This is a genomic window from Streptomyces sp. NPDC088745 (assembly GCF_044751045.1).
Classification (GTDB): Bacteria; Actinomycetota; Actinomycetes; order Streptomycetales; family Streptomycetaceae; genus Streptomyces; species Streptomyces cremeus.
Map to the genome: position 1 here is coordinate 359,492 of NZ_JBIVLB010000005.1, position 22,656 is coordinate 382,147.

Sequence of the window (22,656 nt, forward strand, 5' to 3'; positions counted from 1 at the left end):
GCGGGCCGGGGGAGAGGCGCGCAGGTCCTGCCCGGCGCACCGGGGCGGGCAGGGCCCCGGCCCGCCCCGGGTGCGGGGATCAGCAGGTGCGCCCCGTGTAGTGAGCGTTGTTGATCTTGCTGCCGGCGCCCAGCCAGGTCCTGCCCGGGGACACGCAACGCTCGTAGTCGGGGGCCCAGTTGGCGTCCACCTTGATGATGACGTGCGAGCCGTCGGCGGTGCAGTGGTGGTAGAAGGCGTCACTGCCGGTCTTGTAGAACCCGCACGGGTACTTGACCGCGACCGGCGCGACGCCCGAGGTGGCGGCGTTCGCCGCGCCGATCGGGGCGAGGACGAGGGCGACGGCGCCGACGGCGGTCAGCAGAAAACGGGGCACACGCATGGTGAATCTCCTGGTCCAGAACACGGTGGGCCGCCGCTCGGCGGCCACGGACGCGCGGTCCGGCAACCCGTCCGCGCACCCGCCGACCCTCGCGCCCCCGTCCCCGCGCAGTCACGCCGCTTCCCCCGCGGGGGTGGTGTCTTCGCCCGAACGGCGCACATCGGCGACCACGGAGCTGACGTTGTCCGGCCCGCCGAGCGCGTTCGCCCGGTCCACCAGCTCCCGGACCGCCTCGTCCGGCTCCCCGGCCCGCGCCAGCACCTCACGGATCTCGCCGGTGGGCACCACCGCCGACAGTCCGTCCGAGCACAGCAGATACCGGTCGCCGGGCAGCGCGTCCTGCAACCGCACCTCGGCAGCCGCGTCCGGTGAGCTCTCGTCCGTCGTCAACGCCCTTGCCAGCAGAGCCCGTTGGGGGTGGGACGCGGCTTCCTCCGGGGTGAGCCGGCCCTCCGCCACGAGCGCGTGCACCACCGTGTGGTCGGTGGTGATCTGGAACAGCCCGCCGCCTCGCAGCAGATACGCCCGCGAGTCCCCGATGTGCACGAGCGCCAACCGCGACCCCGTCCACAGCATCGCGGTGAGCGTGGTCCCGGCCCCCTCGCCCGGCGGCCCGCCCGCGCTCCGTACCGCACGCCGGGCCTCCTCGACGGCGTCCTCCAGCGCGTTCAGCACACCACCGGCCGCCACACCACCGGCCGTCCCCCCGTGGGCCCGCGCCGGGAGCGCGTCCGTCGCGCGGGCGTCCGCCTCCAGCCGCCGCAGGGCCGCCACGGCCGCGGCCCCGGCCGGCGCCCCCGCCGCCCCGAACCCGTCGGCGACGGCCAGCAGCCGCGCCCCCGCGTACGCCGTGTCCTGATTGCTCTCCCGCACCCGCCCCGCGTCCGACAGGGCCGCGTACCGCAGCTCCAGCGGCGCCGTCACCGCCCCGCCGCCGCCCGACAGCTCACCGACGAGGAGGGCGGCCAGGTCCCGGCGCTGCGCGGTGTCGGCCTCGACCTCCGCCCAGTACGCCCGCACCTCGTCGGCGGCCCCGGCGGGGTCCCGCGCGCAGACCTCGCGGATGCGCGCCAGCGGCATCCCGAGCCGCCGCAGCCACGCCACCAGACGCGCCCGCTCCAACTGCCCCACCGCGTAGAAGCGGTACCCGGTCACCGGATCGACCCGCACCGGAGTCAGCAGCCCCAACTCGTCGTACAGCCGCAGTGCCTTGGGCGACAGCCGCGACGCCCTCGCGAACGCCCCGATCGTCAACAGCCCCGCGTCCGAAGCCCCCACGCGCCCTCTCCTCCCCGCACCGGACCCCGCGGCCCGGTGCCCCCGATGCTGCGCCCTGCCCCAGGGGCAAGGTCGACCAGTGCCTGCGCCAGTCCTCTGACCAGCATGTTCGCACCCACCGCTAGGCTGAGCACCCGCAACCCCAGGCACCCCAGGAGTCACACCGTGCCCACCCGCCCCCACCGCAGGCCCCGTCTCCTGCACGTCAGCGACCTCGCCTATCCGGCGCGCGGACGCCGCTACTGCGACGAGGACCTGCACCTCTTCGCCCGGCTGCGCGAGGACTTCGACGCCGCTCTGTGCCACCCGCTGGACGCCGCCGCCCTGATGGGCTCCTTCGACGCGGTCCTCGTCCGCAACACCGGTCCCGTCCTGCACTACCAGGAGGCCTACGACGCCTTCCGCGCCCAGGCCCTCGCCGACGGCGTCCGCGTCTACAACCCGCTCACCGGCCGCGCCGACATGGCGGGCAAGCAGTACCTCCTGGACCTCACCGCCGAGGGCCTGCCCGTCATCCCCACCGTCGACCGCCCCGACGACCTGGCCGCGCTCCCCGCCGCCGGTCTCTACGCGGTCAAGCCGAAGGCGGGCGCGGACTCCATAGGCCTCCAGTTCGTCCCCCGCGAGGCCCTGCCGCCGCTCGCCACGGGCGCGAACCTCATCCAGCCCCGCATCGACTTCCGGTACGAGGTCTCCTTCACGTACATCGACGACGTCTTCCAGTACGCCCTGTACGCCCCCGACCCGGACCGCCGCTGGGAACTGGTCCCGTACGAGCCCACCGCGGCCGACCTGGCCTTCGCCGACCGCTTCATCGCCTGGAACACGCTCTCCCACGGCATCCAGCGCGTCGACGCCTGCCGCACCCGGGACGGCGCCCTCCTCCTGGTCGAACTGGAGGACCTCAACCCCTACCTCTCCCTCGACCGGGTCCCCGCTCCCGTCCGCGACGCCTTCGTCACCGCCCTCAAGGCGTCCCTGCGGGCCTTCCTGAGCACCTGAGGCACACGGGTGAGCGAGTGTGCGCGCTCCGTGCGGCGAAGGGACGGCCGGCCCGGACGTCCGGGAGTCCCGCGCATCGGGAGTACGGCCGGTCCGGCGTCTTTCACAGCCGCACCACCGTCACCTCCGTCGCCTTCACGCTCGTCCACACCGGCGTGCCGTCCGCCAGCCCCAGCTCCGCCACGGCCTGCGGCGTCACTTCCGCCACCAGGTCGGGAGCCTCGTCGGAGGTGACCAGCAGCCGCAGCCGCGACCCGCTCGCGGTGATCTCGCGCACCGTGCCGGACCAGACGTTCCGCGGGCTGCCGCCCGGGCGCTCCCGGTGCACCGACACCGCCTCCGGCGCGATGACCGCCAGCGCCTCCGTGCCCGCCGGCAGCGGCTCCGCCACCACCAGCGCACCGCCGCCCGGCAGGTCCAGCCCCTCGGCGGTCGCCGTCCCCGGCCAGGCGTTGCGGCCCAGCATCCGGGCCACCCACGGGGAGCGGGGGTGACGGGTCACCTCGGCGGGCGGCGCGTCCTGCAGCACCCGCCCCCCGTCCAGTACGAGGACCCGGTCGGCCAGTGACACCGCCTCGACCGGGTCGTGCGTGACGATCAGGCAGACCCCGCCGAACCCGGCCAGGTGCGCGCGCAGGGTGTGCCGCACCCGCGCCCGCGTCGTCTGGTCCAGCGCGGAGAGCGGCTCGTCCAGCAGCAGCAGCCGGGGCCGCGACGCCAGCGCCCGTGCCAGCGCGATGCGTTGGGCCTGTCCGCCCGACACCTCGGCGGGCTTGCGGTGCGCCAGCGCGCCCACCCCGAGCCGCTCCAGCCACTCCCGCGCCTCCCGGCGCGCCCGCGCACGCGGCACCCCCCGGGCCCGCAGCCCGTACGCCGTGTTGCCGAGCGCGCTCAGGTGCGGGAACAGCGCCCCGTCCTGCGGCACCCAGGCCACCCCCCGCCGGTGCGGCGGCAGGGCGGTCACGTCGTCGGCGCCCAGCCGCAGCACGGCGTGGGCGCGCGGGGTGAGCCCGAGCAGGGCGCGCAACAGGGTGGTCTTGCCGGCCCCGTTGGGCCCGACGACGGCGAGCGTGGTGCCGGGGGAGGCGTCGAGGCCGAGCTCGTTGAAACCGGTCACCTCGGCGCGCAGGGACCACCTCTCGCCGGAAGGCGGGGGAGCGGCGGGCCGGGGGGCCTCGGCCGGGGGCACGGCGTCCGCCGCGGACTGCTGCTCGGGCGCGGGCGGCCGGGACGCAACGGCCGGCCGCGGCGACCCCGTCCACCGCCCCCGCAGCCCCACCAGCACCGCCATCGCGATCACCAGCAGCAGCAGCGACACCGATGTCGCCGCCTGCGGGTCCTCCTGCAACAGCAGGTACACCTGGAGCGGAAGCGTCTGCGTGGTGCCCGGCAGGTTCCCCGCGAAGGTGATCGTCGCACCGAACTCGCCGAGCGCGCGCGCCCAGGTCAGCGCCGCGCCCGCGATCAGCCCGGGAGCCACCATCGGCAGCGTCACGGTGAGGAAGACCCGTACCGGCGAAGCGCCCAGCGACGCCGCCGTCTCCTCGTACCGCGGCCTGAGCCCGCCGAGCGCCCCCTCCAGGCTGATCACCAGGAACGGCATCGCCACGAACGTCGCCGCCACCACCGCGCCCGCCGTCTCGAACGGCAGCGTGATCCCGAAGGCGCCCTCCAGCCACGGCCCCAGCACGCCCCGCCGCCCGAACGCCAGCAGCAGCGCCACCCCGCCGACCGTCGGCGGCAGCACCATGGGCAGCAGCACCAGCGAACGCACCAGCGCCTTCCCGGGGAACTCCACCCGCGCCAGCAGCCACGCCAGCGGCACCCCCAGCAGCAGGGAGAGCCCCAGCGACCAGAAGGAGACGTACAGCGACAGCCGGAGCGCCTCGACGACCTCGGGAGCGGTCAGGTGCCCCGCGATCTCGCCCCACGACGTACGGGTGAGGATGCCCACCAGCGGCAGCAGCAGGAACGCCACCGCCAGCGCCGCCGGCACGGCCAGGGCGGCGGGAGCACTGCGACGGCGGGGACGGAGGCGTTTCATCGGCTGTTCCTGGGTTCGGCGGTCGTCGTCCGTGCGGGTGGGGGAGTGGTTCATGGGGCTTCTGCGGTACGTGGCCGGTCCGCCCGCGGCACGTGAACCGCCACCGGCGGGCGGACCGCCCGCTACGGCTTCTGGAAGCCCGCGTCCTGGAGGATCTTCTGGGCCTCCGGCGACGACAGCCACGCCACGAACCGCTCCGCGCCCGCCGCGTTCCTGGACGCCTTGAGCGTGGCCGCCGGATAGGCGGCGACCGCGTTCTGCGCGTCCGGGATCTCCACCGCGTCGACCTTGCCCGCGGCGCCGGAGGCGTCCGTCCGGTACACGATGCCCGCGTCGGCCTCGCCGAGTTCCACCTTGCTGAGCACCGAACGCACGTCGGCCTCCTGCGAGACCGGCCGCACGGTGATCCTCTGCGCGTCGAGGACCTTCTGGCTGTACCGGCCGACCGGCACCGCGGGTGCCGCGAGGACGACCTTGAGCTTGCTGTCCGCGAGGTCCTTCAGCGCGCCGACCTTCTTCGGATTGCCCTTGCCGGTGGCGATGACCAGGCGGTTCCTGGCGATGACGGTCGGTTGGCCGGTTTCGGACGTCAGGCCGTCCATGGTCCTGGTGTCGGCGGTGACCAGGGCGTCGGCGGGGGAGCCCTGCTTGACCTGCGCGGCCAGCGCCTGCGAGCCGGCGAAGGAGAATTTGACCTTCGTGCCGGGGTGCGCCTTCTCGTACGCGGCGCCCGCCGTCCGGAAGACGTCCGTGAGCGAGGCGGCGGCCAGGACCGTCAGCTTCCCCCCGGAAGCCGCGGCCCCGGAGGCCGTCCCGCCCGTCTTCGTACCGCCGTCCGGTGTGCCGTCACCGCCCCCGCAGGCGGCGAGGGGGACGAGCAGGGCGGCGGTGAACAGGGCCGCCAGGGTGCGGCGGCCGGCCGGTGCGGTCTTCATGCGGGCTCCTGGGCTGCGGTGGGAGAAGTCACGGGCAAGGGGTCGGGGGTCACGCGCGGTCGATGTGCACGCTGGTGGACTTCACGCGGGCGGTGGCCTGCATGCCGACCTCCAGCCCCAGTTCCTCGACGGCCTCCCGGGTCAGGAGCGAGACGAGTCGGTGCGGCCCGGCCTGGATCTCCACCTGCGCCGCCACGTCGCCCAGCTTCACCGCGGTGACGATGCCGGGAAACGCGTTGCGGGCGGAGGTGTAGGAGGCGTCCTCCTCGCCGGGGGCGCTCTGGCCGACCTCGACGGAGAACGCCGCCAGCGCACGGCCGTCGATGACGCGCCGGCCGCTCTCGTCGCGGTGGGTCTCGACCCGCCCCGCGTCGGCCCAGCGGCGGGCGGTGTCCGGGCTGACGCCGAGCAGACGGGCCGCCTGTCCGATTGTGTAGGACTGCATGTGCGGCAAGATAGGCGAATTTCTCGCGCACCTGCAAGGTTTTGGGTGGAAAGCACATGGCAGGTGCGCCGGAGATTGGACGAATGACCGAAGGGGCGCCCAAAGGGGCGCGCAGGCGCATCCAGGGGAGTGAAGTGTGAGTTCACCCGCCGGTGTGCGCCGGGTCGGCGGGGAAGCGCCTGAGCTGCGCAAACCCGCCCCTCCTTGGAGGCGTGGACGTATGTCCTACGGATTCCGTGGTGCGAGGGTCGTCCGATTCGCCCCTAAGGTCTTGCCGGTCTTGTCAGTTCAGACTTCCCGGCCGGTTCTCCGGCCGGGGTTCCTGCCGACCGAGCGAGGTGTGATGTCCGGCGAACTGTCCTTCCTCCAGGACCGGTTGCAGGCATGGGGAATCCGCCAGGCGAGCTGGGGCGGCCCCCTCTACCGGGGGCGCGCGACACCCGGCCGCGCCGACCTCGCGCTCCTGTCCAACGACTACCTCGCGCTCGGCGGCCACCCCGTCGTCGTCGAGGCCCAGATCGCCAGCCTCCGCGCGTACGGCAACGGAGCGCTGATGTCGGGCGCGTTCACCGGCGACACCGATCCGCTGCGCCACCTGGAAGCGGACCTCGCCGACTGGCTGGACGCCCCCGCCGTGATGCTCTGCCAGTCCGGCTGGGCCGCCAACGTCGGCCTCATCCAGGCCATTTGCCCGCCCGGCGCGCCGGTCTACGTGGACGAACTCGCCCATGCCTCCCTCTGGGAGGGAATCTCCGCCGCCACGGCGGTCGCCCGTCCCTTCCTCCACAACGACACCGAGAACCTCGAACGCCTCATCCGCCAGTACGGGCCCGGACTCATCGCCTTCGACACCCTCTACAGCGTCACCGGCGACCTCTGCCCCCTGCGGGACCTGACCGCCCTCGCCGCCCGCACCGGCTGCGAACTCGTCGCCGACGAGTCCCACACCCTGGGCGTCATCGGCCGCCAGGGCACGGGCCTGGTCCCCGCGCTCGGGCTCACGGACCGGATCGCCTACCGCACGGCGAGCCTCGCGAAGGCCTTCGCCGGCCGGGCCGGACTGATCGCCTGCCCCGAGGAGGTCGCGGGCTACCTCCCGTACCACTCCCTCGGCGCGGTGTTCTCCTCGACGCTCCTGCCCCACGACGTCGCGGGCCTCGCGGCCGCCCTGCGGGTGCTGCGCGAGGCCGACGACCGGCGGGAGCGCCTGGACCACAACGCGCGGGTGCTGCGCGAGGGCCTCACCGAGCTGGGCTACAACGTCACCCCCAGCGAGAGTCAGATCATCCCGCTCCAGCCGGGCACCGAGCACGGCGTACGCGTCCTCCAGCAGGCCCTGGACGCGCGGGGCGTGTTCGGCGCGGCCTTCGTGCCGCCGTCCGTGCCCAACCGGCGCTGCGTGCAACGCCTCTCCGTCCACTGCGAGCTGACCGCCGCCGACCTGGACCGCGTCCTGGAAGGCTGCGCGGCCGTACGCGACGAGGTCGGCCTGGCCGCCTGGAAATCCACCCGACGGCTGGCCGCCGCCCTCCCCTGACCCGCCGCCCGCCCCTGTACGAGAAGAGAACCACCATGCCGACCGTCGACATCCGCCAGGCCCGCATCACCGAGATCGTCTGCGACCGCCTGGAGCTGGAGCCCGAGGAGCTCGCCGAGACCGACCGCTTCGTCGAGGAGCACGGCGCGGACTCCCTCGCGCTGATCGGTGTACTGGCCGCGCTGGAGAAGGAGTTCAAGGTCACCATCGACCAGAGCGAGATGCCGCGCATGGCCCACCTGGCGGGAATCCGCGAGGTCCTCTCCGAGACGAAGGGCTGGTGACCGCCCCCGTGCCCCCCCACCACCCCGGACCGGCCTCCCCGGCGTCTCCCCCCGGGCCCCCCGCCCCCGTCGAGGACCGCGCCCCCCTCGGGCGGCGGGGCCGTCCTCCGGGGGCGAGTGGGGCGTCCCCCGCTCGAACGGAGCCGAGAGCCCGGGGAAGGGCGGGCGAGGGGAGCGGCCCCGCCCGCTCCGGGCCCGCCCCGGCTCCGGCCCCCCTCCATCGCCCCGTCCTCCCGCACCCCGCCCCGGCCCCCCGCGTGGTGATCACCGGCCTCGGCCCCCTCTCCAGCATCGGCACCGGCACGGCCCCCTTCACCACCGGCCTCCGCCAGGGCCGCTCCGGCGTCACCCCCATCACCGCCTTCGACACCACCGGCTTCGCCCACGCCAACGCCTGCCAGGTCCAGGACTTCGACCCCGCCCCCCTCCTCCACCGCCTGGACCCCGCCCACCACGGCCGCGCCGCCCAGTTCGCCGCCGCGGCGGCCCGCCTGGCCGTCGAGGACGCGGGTCTGACCGACGCCGACCTCGCCTCCGTACGCGTCCAGATCTCCGTGGGCACCACCGACGGCGAGTCGTACGACCTGGACCGCATCACCGAGGCCCACCTGCGCGGCGGCCTCCCCGCGGTCGCCCCGCAGGTCGCCCGCCGCGTCCCCGCCCCCCTCCTGGGCATCGCCGCCGCCCGCGAACTGAACCTGTCCGACGCCGAGGTCCTCACCATCGGAACGGCCTGCTCCGCCGGCAACTACTCCCTGGGCAACGGTCTCGACGCCATCCGCCACGGCGACGCCGACGTCGCCCTGTGCGGGGGCGCGGACGCCTTCTGCCGCAAGACCTTCACCGCGTTCTACCGGCTCGGCACCATCGCCCCCGACTGCTGCCGCCCCTTCGACACCGACCGCCGGGGCATCCTCACCGGCGAGGGCGCCGGGATGCTCCTGCTGGAAAGCCTCGACTCCGCACTCGCCCGGGGCGCCCGCGTCTACGCCGAGATCCTCGGATACGGGCTCAACTGCGACGCGTACCACCCCGTCGCCCCGCAGGAGGACAGCGTCGCCCGCTGTCTCCGGCTCGCCCTGGACGACGCCGGGGTGAAGCCCGCCGAGGTCGACCTGATCTCCGCCCACGGCACCGGCACCAAGGCCAACGACGTCACCGAGAGCCGCGCCATCCGCCAGGTCTACGGAAGCACCCCGCCCCGCACGGTCTCCCTGAAGTCCATGCTCGGCCACACCATGGGCGCGGCCTCCGCGCTCGGCGCGATCGCCTGCTCCCTCGCGATCACCCACGGCTTCATCCCGCCGACCATCAACCACCGCACCACCGACCCCGCGTGCGCCGTCGACTGCGTTCCCAACCACGCCGTCGCCGCCGACCTGCGCGTCGTCCAGAACAACGGCCTCGCCTTCGGCGGCAACAACGCGTCCGTGGTGCTCGGCCGGTACGAAGGAAGGACCCCGTGAACATCACCGCCTGGTCGGCGCTCTCCCCGTACGGGCACACCGCCGCCGACTTCTCGGCAGGCGTGCGCGACCGCCGCCCCACCGCCGCTCCCGTACCCGGCGCGGAGGGTCAACCCGGCTGCCTGGTACCGGACTTCGACCCCCGCGCCGTCCTCGGCAAGAAGGGCACCCGGGACATGAACCGGGTCACCGCCCTCGCCGTCACCGCCGTCGGCGCCGTCCTCGGCGACCGCACGGCGGGCGGTGCCCCGGACGGCCGCGGCGACGCCCGCGCCGCCTGCCCCGGACCCGACACCGCCCTCGTTCTCGGCACCACCACGGGCAGTGTCCAGTCCATGACCGACTTCACCCGCTCCTCCCTCACCGGGGAGCGCCCCTACGACGTCGAGCCCGGCGTCATCCCCAACAGCGTCATGAACTGCGCCGCCGCCCAGTGCGCCATCCGCCACCGCATCCAGGGCCCCAACACCACCCTGGCGGGTGGCCGCGCCGCCGCCCTCCTCGGCCTCCTCTACGCCCGCCGCCTGCTGCGGGCCGGACGCGCCCGCACCGTTCTGTGCGGGGCCGCCGAGGAGTACTCGCACGCCCGCACCTGGCTCCAGGCCCGCAGCCGGGACGGCGCACCGGCCCTGCTGGGCGAAGGCGCGGCCGTCCTGCGCCTCACCCCGTCCGAACTCCCCGCCCGTACGCCCCCGTTGGCCACCGTCCTCGCCGTGCACACCCGTCACGCCCCGTCCGGGACCGACCCGGCCGACACCGTCAGGGCCACGGTCTCCGCCGCCCTGGGCCGGGCCCGTGTCGCCGCGTCCGACGTCTGGTCGGCCACCGGATCGGGGCTGGACACCGCCGAGGACGAGGCCCTGGACGCCCTCTTCCCCCGGCAGGCCCGCGACCGCCTGCCCGCCGTCGGCCCGCTCGTCGGCGACACCGGAGCCGCCGCCTCCGCCCTCCAGCTCGCCGCGGTCCTGGCCGCCGCGGCACAGGCCCCGGGCGGCCACGCGGTCATCGCCTCCACCGACGGACACGGACTGGCCGCCGCCACCGTCCTGCGGCTGGAAAGGGCACGCTGACATGACCCGACCCTCCCCCCTCGCCCCCAGGATCGCGCTGGTCAGCGGCGGTTCCCGGGGAATCGGCGCGGCGATCGTCCGCCGCCTGGCCCAGGACGGCTGGGACGTCGGCTTCTGCTACCGCTCCGACGAGGAAGCCGCCCGGTCGGTGGAGAAGGAGGCCGCCGGACTCGGCGTCCGCTGTCTCGCGGTCCGCGCCGACGTCTCCGACCCCGCACAGGCCGCGTCCTGGGTGTCCCGCACCGAGGACGAACTCGGCCCCGTCCTCGCCGTCGTCGCCAACGCGGGCATCACCCGCGACCGCCCGCTCGCGCTCATGTCCGACGACGACTGGCACCAGGTCATGGACACCAACCTGGACGGCGTCTTCCACACCTGCCGCGCCGCCGTCTTCCCCATGCTCAAGCGCCGCACCGGCCGTATCGTCGCCCTCTCCTCCGTCGTGGGCGTGCACGGCAACGCGGGCCAGACCAACTACAGCGCCGCCAAAGCCGGCGTCATCGGCTTCACGAAGGCCCTCGCCAAGGAGGTCGGCCCGCACGGCATCCGCGCCAACGTGGTCGCCCCCGGCCTCATCGACACGGACATGACCGACGCCCTGCCGGCCACCGCCCGCGACCGTCTCCTGTCCGCCATCGCCCTCCGCCGCTTCGGCACGGCCGCCGAAGTGGCCGCCCTGACCGCCTTCCTCGTCTCCGACCAGTCCTCCTACCTCACCGGCACGGTCCTCGAAGCCCACGGCGGACTCACCCTCTGACCTGCCGCTTCCCGTCCGCGAACACCCCGGTACGCGCTGCCCTCACCCCTGGCGGCCACCCCGGCCCGACCTCCCGGCACCCATCCGGCCCGCCCTTCGGCGCCGACCCGGCCCGCCCCGCGGCACCGATCCGGCCCGCCCCCGCGGGGCTCAGCGCCCATGACCACCCGGTCGACGGTCCACCTGCTCCGCCGGTCGAAGGTCCACGCGATCCGCCGGCCGTCGGTCCACCCCCCGGCCCGGCCGGCGGCCCCCGCCCCTCCCGCCCGGCGGCCACCGACCGCGCCACCGGCGCGGCCGCCACCGGGCGAGGGCGAAAGGCCTCCTCCGCCGCCCCCTGACTCCGGGCACGGGCCGCCCGTACCCCCACACCACCACCGCCCCCCGCGTCACCCCGCGCCCCCTACTTCCCCCGGAGGCCCACCGTGGCACAGCGTTCCCAGAAGTCCCGGCACCCCGCCGGACGCCCGCCCGCCCGCACCCCCCTCCCGTACGACCCGGTGACGGCGGCCCCCCGCGGCCTCCGCGCCTACGCCCCCACCGTCCACGCCCCGATCGCCGCCGCCCTGCGCGCCCTGCGCACCTACGACACCCTCGCGGTGCTGCCCCGGGGACTGCGCCCGTCCGCCTTCGCCACCGCGGTCCTGCGCGCCCTGCGTCCCGCACCGGCCCCTTCGGTCCCGAACACGCCCCGCCGGACACGCGGTTCACGCGGCGCTCTCCGCGCTCCCACGCCATCGGCACCGCCCCGCGCCGCCCCCCGCCGCGACACCCCGCCGAGGCTCCGCCCCACGGCGCCCCGCCGCGCCGCCCCGGCCCCCGGCACCCGCCCGTACGACGCCGTCGTCATCGGCGGCGGCGTCGGCGGGCTCGTCTGCGCCGCCTACCTCGCGGTCTCCGGCCTGCGCGTCCTGCTCGCGGAACAGCACGACGTCACCGGCGGCAACGCCCAGGTCTTCCGCCGCCGCCGCGCCTACGAGTTCGACGTCGGCATGCACTACGTCGGCGACTGCGGCCCCGGCGGCCTCCTCCCCGCGATCCTCTCCGGGCTCGGCCTCGACGCCGACCGCGTCCCCTTCCGCCCGCTGGACCCGAACGGCTTCGACCGGATCGTCCTGCCCGGCACGACCCTCGACGTCCCGGCCGGCTGGAACAAGTACCTCAAGAGGCTCTGCGCCGCCCTCCCCGCCGAACGCCGCAACCTCACCCGCTGCGTCCACACCCTGCGCGACGTCGCCGCCGACCTCCGCTCCGGCATGACCACCCGGCCCGGCGCCGCCCGCGCCCCCCTGACCCGCGCCCTGCTCACCTGGGGCGGCCGCACCCTCGCCGAGCTGTACGACGCCTGCGCGCTCAGCCCCACCGCCCGCACCCTGGTCGCCGCCCAGTCGGGCAACTACGGGACCCCGCCCTCCACCACCCTCGCCGCCACCCACGCCACCATGCTCGACCACTACCTGCGCGGCGCGTACGCCCCCGTGGGCTCCGGCCAGACCATGATCGCGGGCCTGGTCGAGGTCATCGAGGCACACGGCGGCGAGGTGCGCACCCGCTGCGCCGTGGAACGCGTCCTCGTCACCGACGACCGCCGGACCGAAGGCGTGCGCCTCACCACCGGCGAAACGATTCACGTCCCCCTCGTCGTCTCCAACGTCGACTACCGCCGCACCGTCCTCGACCTCTGCCGGGGCCGCGGCTTCTCCGCCGCCGTCCTGGACCGCACCCGCCGCGCCACCATGCGGGCCGCCGTGGCCACCGCGTACGTCGCCATGGACCGCCCGCTCGACCTGCCGAACACCAACATCTGGTGGTGGGGGAGCAGGGACATCGAGTCGGCCTACGCGCGCGCCCTCGGAGGCGACGGCTCCGACCCGGCCTTCGCCTTCCTCTCCTTCGGCTCCCTCAAGGACCCCGACAGCCGCGCGGTCTGCCCGCCCGGCCACAGCAACTTCCAGGTCATGACCCTGATGCCGCCCCTCGACGGCCCCCCGGGACGCTACCGCCGGGACCCCGCCTACGAGGCCGTCAAGAACCGCCTGCGGGAGAACCTCGTCGACATCGCCGAGACCGTCCTCGGTCCCGTGCGCCCCCACCTCACCCACCTGGAAACCGCCACCGCGCACACCAACCACCGCTACATCCAGAACGGTTCGGGCACCCCGTACGGCTTCGACGACTGGGGCGGGCACGGGCGCCGCCCCAGCATCCGCACCGGCGTCCACGGCCTCTACGCGGTCGGCGCCAACTCCAGCTTCGGCGCGGGGATCCTCGGCACCGCCCTCAGCGGCATCTCCGCCGCCGGCCGCATCCTCGGCCGCCCCCTCCTGTCGGAAGTCTGCGCCGGTACGACCCTGGGCCGCCCGGACCAACTCCCGCCCCGGCGCCACGACTTCGACCCCCTGCGCGTCTCCCGGGGCCGCGCCCGCCGGAACGCCCGCGGCCTCGCCGGCATCGGCTGACCCGCACCCCGCACCTTTCGGCGCAGGGAGGGCCCCCGGGGGCGACGGCAACCGCCCCGCGAGCCCGGCGGGGGAGCCGTCGCCCGCGCGCCGGCCCGCCCGGCGCCGTCAGGCCGGACGATCTCCGGCCCGGACGCCCCGGAAGCACCCTAGGCTTCCCCCGCACACCCGTCGCCCCACCCTCCAGGAGCCCCCGCCCATGACCACCGGCCCCTCCCGCCCGCCCTTCCCCTTCCCCGACGCGGACCGCCCCGGGGCGAGCCCCGCCCCGCACCCCCTCCTGGCCCCGGTCGTGGACCTGCTCGGCACCTGGCAGGGCCGCGGCACGGGCTCGTACCCCAGCCTGGAGAGCGACTTCGCCTACGCGCAGGAAGTCACCCTCACCCACGACGGCCGCCCCTTCCTGCACTACGAGGCCCGCGCCTGGCTGATCGACGCCGACGGCACACCCCTGCGCCCGTCCGCCCGCGAGAGCGGCTGGTGGCGCCTCCAGCCCGACGGGCGGATCGAGGCCCTCATCACCCAGCCCACCGGCATCGCCGAGATCTCCGTGGGCCGGGCGACGGCCGACGCCGTCGAACTCGTCACCGAGCAGGTCGCCGTCACCCCCACCGCGAAGGAGGTCAAGGCCACCCGCCGCCGCTACACCCGCACCGAGGCCGGCACCCTGACCTTCACCCACGACCTCGCCGCCGTCGGCCACCCCCTCCAGCACCACCTCGCGGCGCACCTCCACCGCACCGCCTGACCCGCCCCGGCCCCCGCGCGCGGCGGGCCCTCGCGGCAGGCGGCGCGGTACGTACCGCACACGCCCCGCCGCGAAGGTCCGCCCGTACGAGCACCGCCTGCCGCACCCCTCAGGGCCGCGCGGGCCCCGCGCTCCTCACGGACGTACGAGCAGCGCGTTGCCCAACGACCGCTGCCCGGTGGAGTCCGAGGGCCGGTTGACGATCCCGTCCCGAGCGGTCGCCATCACGCTCGAACCCCCGCCGTCCAGGTTCAGCGCCTCCCGCGCCCCGAGCTGCCGCATCAGCTCCGCGGCCCGCGCCACGCCAAGACCCTCGCTGCGACCGGCCTGCCGCCCGTCGACGACGACGAGCAGCAGGCGGCCGCGGTCGTCGACGCCGACCATCGAGCGCGGGTTGGCGCGCACCGTCCAGTTGTACGTGAAGGTCTGGTCGGCGCCCTCGCGGATGATGCCGTCGGTCTGCGCGTTGACCGCCACCCGCCCGTCCCGTACGAGTGCCGGGCCGACCTGGAGGATCGTCGTGCCCCGGGTCAACTGCACCCGCCTGCCCCGCCCGTCCTGCACCTGCTCGTCGAACGCCACCGTCTTGCCGACCGCCACGTTGCGCCGCAGCCACTGCGCCCCCGAGCCGGTCGCCTGCACCGTCGACCCGCCGGCCGGGATCGCCGCGCCCCGCGAGGCGTTGACCGCCACGACCTTCCCCCGGGCGTCGAGCACGGCCTCCGCCCCTGCCCCGGACGGCGCGGCGCCCCACTCCGGCGTGAACTTCACCAGCTCGCTGTCGTCCGTGCACCGGAAGTCGTGCTGCGCCTTCTGCGTCGGCACGTCACCCCCGACGCCGCCGCAGTTCCACACCACACCGGGCTGCCGGTTCACCCCGTCGACCTCGATGCTCTGCGTGCCCGCGCGCAGCGTCACCCGTGAGGTGTACGTGTCCACGTCGGCCGAGCGCCCGCCGTCGCGCAGCATCAGCCCGGCCCGCCCCCGGGTCGCCGAGCCGATCAGCTTGCCGTCCTTCACGTACAGCCCGCCCGGCGCGGAGTCGTAGAACCACTGCCCGTTCACCCCGGCCAGCGCTCCCGTGGAGGCCATCAGATCGGTCAGCCGCTCCGGCCCGAACAGCGTCGGCCCGAACTCCGTGCCGATCGTTCCGCGGAACTTCCGGAAGTCCACCCGCAGCACGTGCACCCGCTGCGGAGCCCGCGCGTCCGTGCCGTCCTGGGCGGTGTACCGCGTGCCCCCGGCGAACCCCGCCTTCCGCACCCGCCCCAGCAGCTCCGCGGCCCCCGCCTCCTCCTCGAACAGGCCCAGCCGCACCACCCACCCCAGCCGCCCCGCCTTCCGGTCGGCGAACGCGGGGGTCACGACCTCCTCCATCCGCGGCGCGAACCCCTTGGCCCGCAACTCCCGCACCACCCGCTCGGCGGTGCCCCGGGGCCCCAGCGCGGTGCCCGCGGACCCCAGGGGCCCGTCCGGCAGGGCCGGCAGGTACACGTGCACCGTCCACCGGTCGTCCGCGTCCCGCGCACCGAGCGTCAGGGACGTCAGCTCCACCCCGGGCGCCACCTCCCGCGTCTTCTCGGCTCCGGTGGCGGGCAGGCTGAGCCCCACCACCGTCACCCCCGCCGCCACCAAGGAAACCAGCCTGCGCCGCACGAGCGTCCTCCCGTCATCGACCCGCTGAAAACCAGCACTGCAACACCAGTCAAACGGGGCCCAGTTACCACCAGGCGACGACGAGTCCAACACCCCGCAGCCCCCACTGGAAGACCACCCCCCTGCCACGCCTCAGGGGCTCGCCGCTCGGCGGACGGGATGGCCGGCAGCCGTGCGCGGCCTCACTCGCCGGGCGACGGCTCGGCCCGCTCGGCCGGCCGGCGGTCCGTGAGCCGGTAACCGCCGCTCACGACCTGCATGTCCGCGGCCGGGGCCATGCACGGGGTCAGCTCGGGCTGGTCCTTCGGGTAGCTGCCCGAAACGCCCACCCGGGACCCGCCCTTGCCGCCCTTCGGGACCAGGAAGCTCAGGCCCAGCCGGAAGCCGGGTGCGGCCTGCGTCAGCCACGGGTGGTCGGGGCGGTTCGTCCGGACCAGACGGCCGGTGACCGTCGCGGTCGGGCCGCCCGTCCGCAGGCAGTCCACCGCGAAGTCGCCCCAGTAGGGCTCCCCGTTCTGCTCGTGCGAAAGCCGGAAGGTGCCCCGGGCGTCGAAGGACTGACTGCCCGGGCCGTACGAGGACCGGGCGTCGATGCTCACCCGCACGTCGTGTTCCCCGGGCGCCTGGTAGCCGAGCCGGGCCTCGCCCTTCAGCGTGGAGGTGAACCGGGCCCCGGACGGAGGAGGGGTGGCGGTGTCGATGCGTACCTGGGAGGCGGCCGCGGCCCGCGGGGCGGAGCCGGGGGCCGCCACGGCGACGGGGGCGGCCACCGCGGCGACCAGTGCGAGGAGGGCGGCGGCGCGCAGGGTGTGCTTCAGCATGGGAGGACTCCGGTCCGGGGTGGGTGGGAGGAGAGGCGGTCGACGTGCTCCGTCGGAACGCAGGTCGATCATCGCCGCCCGGCCCGGGCCCGGACGTCGTCCGAAAGTGCCGTCCGCCTCCGCCGCACGGGCGAGAAGCCCGGCCCGGCCCCCGGCCCGGACCGGGCGACAGCGCCGGCGGCACGGCTCGCGCGGCGTCCTCCTCCTGCGTGAGGCACAGCGATCTGTGTGAGGCACAGCGATCCCACTCCGAACTCCAGGGAGCACCCGGCGTGCACGTCGACATTCCCCCGGCGTCACCCCCGGATCAGCCGGCGGCGGACGCCCGGTTCTGGACGCGCTGGGCGACGGCGAGCACGACAGGCGCCGTGAGCCAGCACAGGTACGCACCGGTGCTCGTGGTCAGGAACGAGACGGGGACGGACGCCCCGAACACGGCGGCCAGGCAGAGGCTGCGCACCCGGCTCAGGGCGAGCGCCCGGGGCGGGGCACCGGTGAGGTACAGGCGTTCGCGCCGGACCTCCCGGATCATCAGCGCGATCAGCGCGGACGCCAGGACCTGCACGGTCGCGTAGAGGCTGAACCGGGGCGGGAAGGCGCCGTCGGCCGTGATCAGACGGGTCGCGAACGGCATCAGGACCTGCATGAACAGCCAGGCCAGGGTGAGGCCGGTCAGCCGGCTGCTCAGCGGGCCGACGTACCGGAAGATCTCGTGGTGGGCCCGCCAGTGGGCGGCGATCACCACGAAGCTGAGCACGAAGGCCAGGTACTCCGTGCGGTGCTCCGACACCGAACGCAGCATGGCGCCGGTGGTGTCGCCGACGGGCACGGGGAGGTCCAGCGCCAGCAGGGTGAGCGCGATCGCGACGGCCGCGTCCACGAACGCGGTGAGCCGGCCGGCCGGAACCGTGTCGGGTTCGTCGTGGTCGCGGCGGGCGCCGCCGAGGTGAGTCGCCATGGAAGTGCTCCCTGGGTCTCAGACGGCCGCTTGCGCGGCCGGGCGGGGGGCGGCCGTCTCCAGGCGCCGGGAGCGCACGGCCAGGATGATCATGACTGCCGGGATCAGGAGGTCGTTGACGAGGACTCCGCCGGTGTTGCCGGGGGAGTGGTCGCCGCGCGCGAACCACTGGTAGAGGTGGCCGGCCAGGGCTCCCCAGAGGAACATCCCGCCGCCGAGCCCAACGGTGACGCGCTCGCGTGCGGAGGCCGAGGCGGCACGGAAGCCCATGACCGCGAGCCCCAGGTTGGCGAAGGCGATCTCGAACATGAAGGGCGTCCGGTCGAAGCCGATCGCCGTGGCCATGACGTCCGGGGCGCCGAGGAACGCGACCGTCATCCACAGGCTGCCGTAACCGAAGGCCCCGACGGCCCACCAGCGCTGCCAGATCTCCAGCGCCTGTCGGCGGGAGGCGGCGTGACGGGCCCGGACGAAGGCTCCGGCGGCCGGCACCACGAGCCACACCAGGGGGAACGCGGACTGTGCGAGGTACGGGAGATTGCTCATGCCTCAGTCTTAACACGTTAATATTAACCTGACAACAGTCGGGTACAGTGGTGCCGTGGACGACGGACTCGCAGACCTGCTGCACCGCGTGGTCATGCTGTTGGGCGAGGCGGCCCGGCGGCGTACTGATGGCCCCGACGGCTTGACCTACAGCCAGATTCGACTTCTCGGCACCCTGGAGGACATCGAGCCGACGACGCAGCACCGGCTCGCGCAGGCCCTGACGGTGTCCGACCCGGCGATCAGCCGGGCGCTGCGGCCCCTCCAGGCCGGCGGTCTGGTGCAGATCACCGTCGACCCCGAGCACGCGCGGCGGCGGCTGGTCCGCCTCACCCAGGCCGGCCGGGAGGCCTTCCACAGCACGGGGAAGCCGCTGGACGAGGAGTTCCGGGCCGCGCTCCTCGCCGCAGGCTTCCCGTACGACCGCTATGTCGAGGACACCCTCCGGCTGGCCGAACTCCTCGCATCCGACTGAGGACGCCGCCCGGCGCTCCCCGCCTGTCCTGACGGACGTGATCGGGAGCCGCCCGCCGCGCGGCGCACCGCCGCCGTGCCGCCGCGCGGGCCGTGCGGCGGGCGGGCCGTGCGGCGGGTGGGCCGTACCGCCGGGCGGGCTGTGACAGCTCCGCCGGGATGGCCGGTACATGGCCTCGCCGGCAGGTGGTAGACGAGCAAAAAGCGCCACGGGTACGGGTGTTCGGCCATCGAGCCGTCGAACGACCCGGCCGCGGAGCCGTCGAGTCACCGAACCACGGAAACGGAGCACTCCATGCGGGAAGCCACCCAGACCGAAGTACGCCGTGCCTTCGACAGTGGGCTGCCGGGGCTGCGCCCCCCGCGGTCCGTCATCGTCATCGGCGCCGGACTCGCCGGCCTGGCCGTCGCCCACGAACTCGCCGCCCGTGACTGCGAGGTGACGGTCCTGGAGGCGACCGACCGGCCCGGCGGACGCGCGTACACCCTGAGGACGCCGTTCGCCGACGGCCTGCACGCCGAGGCCGGCGCGATGACCCTCACCCCGCACTGCCACTACGCCATGCACTACCTGCGCGAACTCGGTGTCGAGACGGCCACCGCCGACCTCTTCGGCACCACGTTCTCCTACTTCGCCCGGGGCCGCTTCTTCACCCCGGAGGCGGACGAGGTCGCCGCAGCCGGACTGGACCTGCACCCGCACGAGAAGGACCTCGGCGTCAACGGCATGATCGAGCGGTACGTCACCGCCGTCGCCGACAGCCTCCAGCCCGATCTGAGCGCCCCCGACTGGGCGGTCACCGAACGCCTCGCCCCCTACGACCACCGTTCCGTGCACCAGGTCCTCACCGACCGGGGCGCCTCCCAGGCCGCCATCGACCTCATGGAACCGCTCTTCCTGGAAATGCGCGGCGGCGACCTGAAGACGGCGTCCGCCCTGTCCTGGCTGCGCCACGAGGCGAGCCCGCACTCCCTGGGCCACGCCGACCCCCGCTGGGCCAAGGTGAAGGACGGCACCGACCGCTTCCCGCAGGCCTTCGCCGAGCGGCTCAAGAGCCGTATCCACTACCGCCGTCCGGTGGTCCGCGTCGAACAGGACACGGAGCGGGCCCGGGTCACCGTCCTCGACCACGGCCGCATGCGGACCCTGGAGGCCGAACGCGTCGTCGTCACCGTCCCGTTCAGCACGATCCGGCACATCGACTTCACCGACGCGGGCCTCTCCGACGCCAAGCACGACGTGATGCGCCGGGTGAAGTACGCCTCGATCGTCCGTGTCTATCTCCAGATGCGCCGCCAGTTCTGGCCGCAGCACAACGCCAGCTTCTCCACCGACCTGCCCATCCGCTGGATACGCGACGCCACCCCCCAACTGCCGGGCCCGCGCAAGATACTGGAGTGCCTGATGACGGGGTGGCGGGCCCGGGCGGTGGCGGCCATGACCGAGGAGGAGCGCCTGGACTTCGTCCTCACCGAGGTCGAGCGGATGCTGCCGGGCGCCCGCGACCACTTCGAGACCGGCACCTCCGTCTGCTGGGACCAGCGCCCCTACGCCGAGGGCGCGTACATCCTGCCCGAGCGCGGGCACAGCGCCCTGATGCCGGTGATCCGCAGGCCCGAGGGGCGGATCCACTTCGCCGGTGACCACGCCGGGTTCGAGCCCAACGGCGGCTCGATGACCTTCGCGCTGGAGTCCGCGGCCCGCACCCTGCTGGAACTCGGGGCGGCGGCCGAGGCGGCCTGAGCCCGTACCGGCGGGGCCGGGGGAGTCAGCCGAGCAGTCGGCGCAGCACCCCGGCCCCGTCGGTGGTCAGCACCGACTCCGGCCGGAACTGCACCCCCCGCACGCCCGGCTCGTCCAGCGTGACCAGCTCGTGCCGGTCCCGGCCGCAGACGATCCGGCAGGTGTTGCGGAAGGCGGCGGTGACCGGCCGTCCGAAGAAGTCCACCTGCCGCGCCAGCCCGGCACCGCCGGACCTGGCCACGACCCGGGCGTCCGGCAGGGCGGCCAGCGCCAGCAACTGGAAGCCGAGCCCCACCCCGGCCACCGGAGGGCCGCCCGGCGGCCGGCCCCGGACCAGGAGCGCGGCCGTCCGGCGCAGCGCCGCCATGCGCCCGCAGCCGGGATCGTCGGGGCGGCCGGGACCCGACGCCACCAGCACGGGCCCCGGATGCCGGACCAGGGCGCCGGCCGCGCCGGGGTCGTCGTGCCGGACCACCTCGGCGCGGCCGTGCACCGCCGTCACCAGGTGCAGCAGCGCGGCCAGTTCGGTGCCGGCGGCGCCGCCGGGATCGAGCACCAGCACCGCCGGGCCGCCCGTGGGCGGGGCGGCGGCGCCCCGGGTCCAGAACGGCGACAGCGCCGCGTGCCGCCCGGCCAGGGCCTCCCGCACGGCCTCGTCGAGGTCGTCGGGGTCCGGCGGGGCGGGGGCGGGCGGGGTGCGCGCCGGGTCCGCGGACCGCGGTCGCTCCGTGAGGGCGGTCAGCACGGCCCGGGCCTTGGTCCGTGTCTCGGCCGCCTCGCCCTCCGGCGACGACCGGCCGCCCACGGTCGCCCCCACCGACAGGCGTGCCCCGCCCCGGTGGTCCACCACCAGGGTCCGGATCACCGCCGCGGAGTCCAGCTCCTCCGCGCCCGCCCCGTCGCGGCCGATCAGCGCGAGGAGGCCGCCGTAGTAGCCGCGTCCGGTGGTCTCGCGGCCGTGGACGGCCGCGCACGCCTCCGCGAACGGGCTGCCCACCACCGTCGACGCGAACAGGGCCCGGTCGAGGGTCTCCCGCGCCCCGGCCGCCGCGGGCCCGCTGATCCGGCACTGGGTGTGCAGCAGATGCGCCATCTCGCGCAGGAAGGGCCCCTCCACCCGCACCCCGGGCCCGGCCAGCCGGCACAGCACCGCCAGCTCCGCGTCCACCGTGGTCGCCAGCTCCTCCGTCTCCTTCGGGTCGGCGAGGAAGGCGAGCAGGTCCTCGGGGCGCGACCCCTCCGGCGGACGCCGGTATGTGCCGCACAGCGGATTCATCACCACCCGGCCGCCCTCGACGCCCACATGCCCCTGCGGCGTCGCGCCCACCAGGGTGACCGGCCGCGGGCCCCCGGTGTGCACGACGAAGGTCCAGTACGCGCCCGACTCCGCGGCCAGCAGCCGGCGGAACAGCTCCACGGCCACCGCGGGCCGGAACTCCGGCAGCCGCGCGGACCAGTCCCGGCGCAGCAGGACGTTCAGCCCGCCCCGGGCCGCGTCCGACGCGACGAACTCCCGCACCAGCTCCTCGTACTGGGCGTCGCTCGTCGTGAACCCGGCGTCCCGCCACTCCACCGGCGGCGGCGCGGCGGGGAGCCCGCCGGTGAAGGCGTCCTCGGACAGGACGTGGTGCTCGCGCACCCGCAGCAGCCGCAGCGGCGTACCGTCGTCGTGGCACGGCAGGCCGTGCTCGGCCAGCTGCCGGAAGGGCAGCAGGGCCAGCAGCCCCGGCCCCGGCGCTCCACCGTCGGGCACAGCCGCTTCCGCCAGTGACCGCACCGTCTCCATCTCCCCGAACAGCAGCTCCACCGGGGCCGGTTCGCGCAGACCGGGACGTTGCCTGCGGAGCAGCGCGAAGGGCGGCACGTCGGCCCCGTACAGCCGCTCCAGCGCGTCCGCTCCCGTCGTCGGCCTCATCGGCGTGCTCCCTTCCGGTCCGGCCGCGCGGCGGCGGCCCGCCCGGGGCATTGCGTCCCGGCACGGCTCATGACTTCGGCCCGACGGGCAACAAGTAGCCCGTCGCGGGGGCGACTTGAGGCCCGCCGCGCACCA

At 75.1% G+C, this 22,656-nt stretch carries 20 protein-coding genes; 10 read left to right on the forward strand and 10 right to left on the reverse strand.

Going from position 1 to position 22,656, the window contains the following annotated elements:
* Positions 1–79: 79 nt before the first annotated feature.
* On the reverse strand, positions 80–382 hold the full coding sequence (locus ACIP93_RS16845; protein ID WP_401759478.1) for a DUF6355 family natural product biosynthesis protein: 303 nt from the start codon (positions 380–382) through the stop codon (positions 80–82).
* 111 nt (positions 383–493) lie between these two features.
* Positions 494–1,660, reverse strand: a complete 1,167-nt coding sequence (locus tag ACIP93_RS16850) for a MerR family transcriptional regulator (protein ID WP_345218806.1) — start codon at positions 1,658–1,660, stop codon at positions 494–496.
* A gap of 165 nt (positions 1,661–1,825) precedes the next feature.
* On the opposite strand from ACIP93_RS16850, the gene ACIP93_RS16855 reads away from it, so the two are divergent.
* Positions 1,826–2,662 carry a hypothetical protein gene (locus ACIP93_RS16855; protein WP_401759481.1) on the forward strand — a complete coding sequence of 279 codons (837 nt, stop codon included), beginning with the start codon at positions 1,826–1,828 and terminating at the stop codon, positions 2,660–2,662.
* 103 nt (positions 2,663–2,765) lie between these two features.
* On the opposite strand, the gene ACIP93_RS16860 is transcribed toward ACIP93_RS16855, so the two are convergent.
* From ACIP93_RS16860 to ACIP93_RS16870, 3 genes are all read right to left on the reverse strand, one after another.
* Entirely contained in the window at positions 2,766–4,706 is a 1,941-nt protein-coding gene (locus ACIP93_RS16860) for an ABC transporter permease (RefSeq protein ID WP_401759484.1), read from the reverse strand.
* Between the two features lie 122 nt (positions 4,707–4,828).
* On the reverse strand, positions 4,829–5,641 hold the full coding sequence (modA, locus tag ACIP93_RS16865; RefSeq protein ID WP_401759487.1) for a molybdate ABC transporter substrate-binding protein: 813 nt from the start codon (positions 5,639–5,641) through the stop codon (positions 4,829–4,831).
* A gap of 49 nt (positions 5,642–5,690) precedes the next feature.
* The gene (locus tag ACIP93_RS16870; protein ID WP_345218812.1) at positions 5,691–6,086 is read right to left on the reverse strand and encodes a helix-turn-helix transcriptional regulator; all 396 of its coding nucleotides are present in this window, start codon (positions 6,084–6,086) and stop codon (positions 5,691–5,693) included.
* Between the two features lie 343 nt (positions 6,087–6,429).
* Here ACIP93_RS16870 and cqsA point away from each other — a divergent pair, with 343 nt between their 5' ends.
* The 7 genes from cqsA to ACIP93_RS16905 all read left to right on the forward strand — a co-directional run bounded on the left by cqsA (position 6,430) and on the right by ACIP93_RS16905 (position 14,407).
* Positions 6,430–7,623, forward strand: a complete 1,194-nt coding sequence (gene cqsA / locus ACIP93_RS16875; protein ID WP_401759491.1) for an alpha-hydroxyketone-type quorum-sensing autoinducer synthase — start codon at positions 6,430–6,432, stop codon at positions 7,621–7,623.
* Positions 7,624–7,658: 35 nt separating this feature from the next.
* The gene (locus tag ACIP93_RS16880) at positions 7,659–7,907 is read left to right on the forward strand and encodes an acyl carrier protein (protein ID WP_345218819.1); all 249 of its coding nucleotides are present in this window, start codon (positions 7,659–7,661) and stop codon (positions 7,905–7,907) included.
* Positions 7,908–8,164: 257 nt separating this feature from the next.
* Positions 8,165–9,373 carry a beta-ketoacyl-[acyl-carrier-protein] synthase family protein gene (locus ACIP93_RS16885; protein ID WP_401759494.1) on the forward strand — a complete coding sequence of 403 codons (1,209 nt, stop codon included), beginning with the start codon at positions 8,165–8,167 and terminating at the stop codon, positions 9,371–9,373.
* Positions 9,370–10,443: a beta-ketoacyl synthase N-terminal-like domain-containing protein gene (locus ACIP93_RS16890; protein ID WP_401759497.1), complete on the forward strand. Its 1,074-nt coding sequence runs from the start codon at positions 9,370–9,372 to the stop codon at positions 10,441–10,443. Before ACIP93_RS16885 ends, ACIP93_RS16890 begins: the two co-directional genes overlap by 4 nt.
* Before the next feature lies 1 nt (position 10,444).
* The gene (locus tag ACIP93_RS16895) at positions 10,445–11,200 is read left to right on the forward strand and encodes a beta-ketoacyl-ACP reductase (RefSeq protein WP_345218825.1); all 756 of its coding nucleotides are present in this window, start codon (positions 10,445–10,447) and stop codon (positions 11,198–11,200) included.
* A 425-nt stretch (positions 11,201–11,625) separates the two neighbouring features.
* Complete coding sequence (locus ACIP93_RS16900) at positions 11,626–13,659, forward strand: FAD-dependent oxidoreductase (protein WP_401759500.1); 2,034 nt, start codon at positions 11,626–11,628, stop codon at positions 13,657–13,659.
* Positions 13,660–13,858: 199 nt separating this feature from the next.
* A complete protein-coding gene (locus ACIP93_RS16905; protein ID WP_345218830.1) occupies positions 13,859–14,407 on the forward strand; it encodes an FABP family protein in 549 nt (182 codons plus the stop codon).
* A 135-nt stretch (positions 14,408–14,542) separates the two neighbouring features.
* On the opposite strand, the gene ACIP93_RS16910 is transcribed toward ACIP93_RS16905, so the two are convergent.
* The 4 genes from ACIP93_RS16910 to ACIP93_RS16925 form a co-directional block, all read right to left on the reverse strand.
* Positions 14,543–16,063 carry a phosphodiester glycosidase family protein gene (locus ACIP93_RS16910; protein ID WP_401759503.1) on the reverse strand — a complete coding sequence of 507 codons (1,521 nt, stop codon included), beginning with the start codon at positions 16,061–16,063 and terminating at the stop codon, positions 14,543–14,545.
* A gap of 182 nt (positions 16,064–16,245) precedes the next feature.
* Positions 16,246–16,884: a hypothetical protein gene (locus tag ACIP93_RS16915; RefSeq protein WP_401759506.1), complete on the reverse strand. Its 639-nt coding sequence runs from the start codon at positions 16,882–16,884 to the stop codon at positions 16,246–16,248.
* Between the two features lie 307 nt (positions 16,885–17,191).
* Complete coding sequence (locus ACIP93_RS16920; RefSeq protein WP_345218837.1) at positions 17,192–17,842, reverse strand: TMEM175 family protein; 651 nt, start codon at positions 17,840–17,842, stop codon at positions 17,192–17,194.
* A gap of 18 nt (positions 17,843–17,860) precedes the next feature.
* Complete coding sequence (locus ACIP93_RS16925) at positions 17,861–18,388, reverse strand: DUF6790 family protein (protein ID WP_401759509.1); 528 nt, start codon at positions 18,386–18,388, stop codon at positions 17,861–17,863.
* A 55-nt stretch (positions 18,389–18,443) separates the two neighbouring features.
* On the opposite strand from ACIP93_RS16925, the gene ACIP93_RS16930 reads away from it, so the two are divergent.
* Both ACIP93_RS16930 and ACIP93_RS16935 read left to right on the forward strand, forming a co-directional pair.
* Complete coding sequence (locus ACIP93_RS16930) at positions 18,444–18,863, forward strand: MarR family transcriptional regulator (RefSeq protein WP_345218841.1); 420 nt, start codon at positions 18,444–18,446, stop codon at positions 18,861–18,863.
* Positions 18,864–19,157: 294 nt separating this feature from the next.
* On the forward strand, positions 19,158–20,606 hold the full coding sequence (locus tag ACIP93_RS16935) for an NAD(P)/FAD-dependent oxidoreductase (protein WP_345218842.1): 1,449 nt from the start codon (positions 19,158–19,160) through the stop codon (positions 20,604–20,606).
* A 25-nt stretch (positions 20,607–20,631) separates the two neighbouring features.
* Here ACIP93_RS16935 and ACIP93_RS16940 read toward each other — a convergent pair whose 3' ends face one another.
* Entirely contained in the window at positions 20,632–22,521 is a 1,890-nt protein-coding gene (locus ACIP93_RS16940) for a chorismate-binding protein (protein ID WP_401759512.1), read from the reverse strand.
* Between the last annotated feature and the right edge of the window lie 135 nt (positions 22,522–22,656).